Genomic DNA, 2,274 nt, shown 5'->3' with positions numbered 1-2,274 from the left:
CCCGGCCCCGCGCCCCCGCGCCCCCCCGCCCCGCCCACCCCGCCACAGCAACCCCCCCCCCCCCCGGCGCGGACCGACGGCCCGCTGGGGCGGGACGGAGTGCTCGACCTCTCCTCCTACGAGTGGGTCTCCCCCGGCCAGGCGCACCGGTGGAACGGCACGCCGCCCGGCCGGCGCCCGCAGAGCCTCGTCGTCCTGGAACACCTGCCGCTCGCGCCGCACCACCCCCGGCTGGACACCGGCCTGGCGGCCCACGGCATCCACGTCGACACCCCCACCCCCGCCGGCACCTTCACGTCGTACCCGATCACGCTCACCGCGCACTACGACGCGACGGGCGGGCTCGTCCTCACCACCGTCCACGACCGCGCCCTGCTCGCCGACCGGGACGCGACCGAACTCCTCAGCCAGAGCGCACACCTGTTGCGCAGCTTCCCCGACCTCCCGAGCGGCCTCGCCACCACCGAGCTCCTCCGCACCACCCTCGCCGGCCACCCGGTCCCGCACCCGGGCGGTCCCTCCGACCCCGCTCCGAGCGCGCCGACCGGGCCGACCGGGCCGCCGGAAACCGTCCACCTCGATGTCCTGCGCCGGGCCACCCGCCCCGGCGCCGGCTGGGTGCTCCTGCTGCCCCCGCCCGGCACACCGGACGCCCGCTTCCCCGCCACCGCCCGCACCTGGCCCGGCCCGCAGGCCCTCGCCGTGCTGCGCCCGGTGCACGACGACGCACCACCCGCCGCCTACCGCCCGCTGCTGGCCCCGCTGCTGGAGTCCCGCGCGCCGGTCGCCCTGGTCGCCACCGCCGGAAACGGCCTCATCGCGTGCGAGATCGCCCGCCTCGGCCCGGCCGCGACCGCTCCCCTGGTGGTCCTGGCCACCACCGACACCGACCTCGCGGCCCTCGCCGCCGTCCTCGCCCGCACGTAGCCGACCCGAACGGCGTCCGGCCGGCCCGGCCCACGCCGAAGTGGCCCGGGCCGGCCCCGCGTCACGACCCGGGGGTCGTCGCGTGGCTGCCGTAGGGGCGGGTGATGATCTCCATGCCGTGGCCGGCGGGATCCAGGAAGTACAGCCCCCGCCCGCCGTGGTGGTGGTTGATCTCGCCCGGCTGCTTCATGCGCGGGTCGGCGTAGTACGTGATCCCGGACCGCCCGATCCGCTCGAACGCCGCGTCGAACTCGTCGTCGGAGACGAGGAAGGCGTAGTGCTGCATGGTGATCGACTCTTCGGGGACGCTCGCGAAGTCCAGCGTGACGCCGTTGCTCGTGGCGACGGGGATGAACGGGCCCCACTCGGGACCGACTTCGAGGCCCAGGATCCCCGCCAGGAACTCGGCGGACTCCCGGTTGTCCCGGGCGTGGACGATGGTGTGGTTCAACTCGACCGACATATGCGGAATGCCTCCGTAAGGCACCTCGCGGACACCTCCATGCCTCACCCGGCCGGTGACCGACACGCGATGCCGCGTCCACGACCCTATGCCACCCGGCGCTGATCGTCGAGCGCCCCGCGCGGCCCCGGCGGGCACGCGAACGGCTCCGGCGGGCCGGGGGCCACGCCGGGGCCGAGGAGCGGTGCCGGTGTCAGCAGCCGAAGTTGATCAGCCGGAAGGTCGCGTAGTGGTCGCTGGTGTAGTAGTCCTCCTGGGCCCGCTTGCCGGTGACGATCCGCCGGGCGCCGCGCGTCGGCGCGCCCGGGGTCACCACGGTGTACTCGTGGTAGTAGCCGTACGACTGGCGCGGCAGCACGCCGCCGTTGTTCTGGAACACGATCCCGTCCTGCCGGTACGGGAACGGCCCGTTGGAGGCGATGAGGTTGAGCGTCGTTCTGGCCTGCGGGGGCAGGGCGGAGACGCACACGGTGCCGCTCACGGCGGCGTTCGCCCCGGTGGCGGCGACGACGGGGGCGAAGGCGATCAGGGCGACGGTGGCGGCGGAGGCAGCAGTCTTCCACGCGCGTAGAGTGCTGGTCATGTCAACGAGTGTGGCGAGCCCCCGGCCGCCACGGAAGCCCCGTGACAAGTCTTCACTTCCGAGTAACTCAAGCTACCCACGGGCGACTTGAGCACGTCAGCGACGGGCCGGCCGGAAATCCGATCGTCGCCGCTCCAGCGGGTCGTCGACCTCCCGGTGCCTCTGGCGGCGCCGCAGGCTCTCGGCGGTCGCTGGCCGCCGGCGCAGTGCAGCCCCAAGGGGGGCCCCCACCGGGGGGCCGGGGGTGGCGGCCGGGGCAACAGCCCGCGCGGGTGGGCCCCGGACCCACAACGAGACGGAA

General features: G+C 74.9%; 3 protein-coding genes. 1 reads left to right on the top strand and 2 read right to left on the bottom strand.

The features are described from left to right. Positions 1-99 precede the first annotated feature (99 nt). Positions 100-927, top strand: a complete 828-nt coding sequence (locus ACFV4F_RS39350; RefSeq protein ID WP_380510115.1) for a hypothetical protein — start codon at positions 100-102, stop codon at positions 925-927. A gap of 61 nt (positions 928-988) precedes the next feature. On the opposite strand, the gene ACFV4F_RS39345 is transcribed toward ACFV4F_RS39350, so the two are convergent. Both ACFV4F_RS39345 and ACFV4F_RS39340 read right to left on the bottom strand, forming a co-directional pair. Continuing rightward, the gene (locus ACFV4F_RS39345) at positions 989-1,390 is read right to left on the bottom strand and encodes a VOC family protein (protein WP_380510112.1); all 402 of its coding nucleotides are present in this window, start codon (positions 1,388-1,390) and stop codon (positions 989-991) included. Positions 1,391-1,583: 193 nt separating this feature from the next. Next, the gene (locus tag ACFV4F_RS39340) at positions 1,584-1,973 is read right to left on the bottom strand and encodes a ribonuclease domain-containing protein (protein WP_380447392.1); all 390 of its coding nucleotides are present in this window, start codon (positions 1,971-1,973) and stop codon (positions 1,584-1,586) included. Positions 1,974-2,274: the final 301 nt, after the last annotated feature.

Origin of the sequence: Kitasatospora sp. NPDC059722, from assembly GCF_042733235.1 — a bacterium.
Classification (GTDB): domain Bacteria; phylum Actinomycetota; class Actinomycetes; order Streptomycetales; family Streptomycetaceae; genus Kitasatospora.
Note: the sequence above shows the minus strand (reverse complement) of the source record. Positions and strands in the feature narration are given on the sequence as shown.

Bases quoted from the DNA above. Each gene is read 5' to 3' on its own strand.
- ACFV4F_RS39345 (WP_380510112.1), bottom strand. From the start codon at position 1,390: ATGTCGGTCGAGTTGAACCACACCATCGTCCACGCCCGGGACAACCGG.
- ACFV4F_RS39340 (WP_380447392.1), bottom strand. From the start codon at position 1,973: ATGACCAGCACTCTACGCGCGTGGAAGACTGCTGCCTCCGCCGCCACC.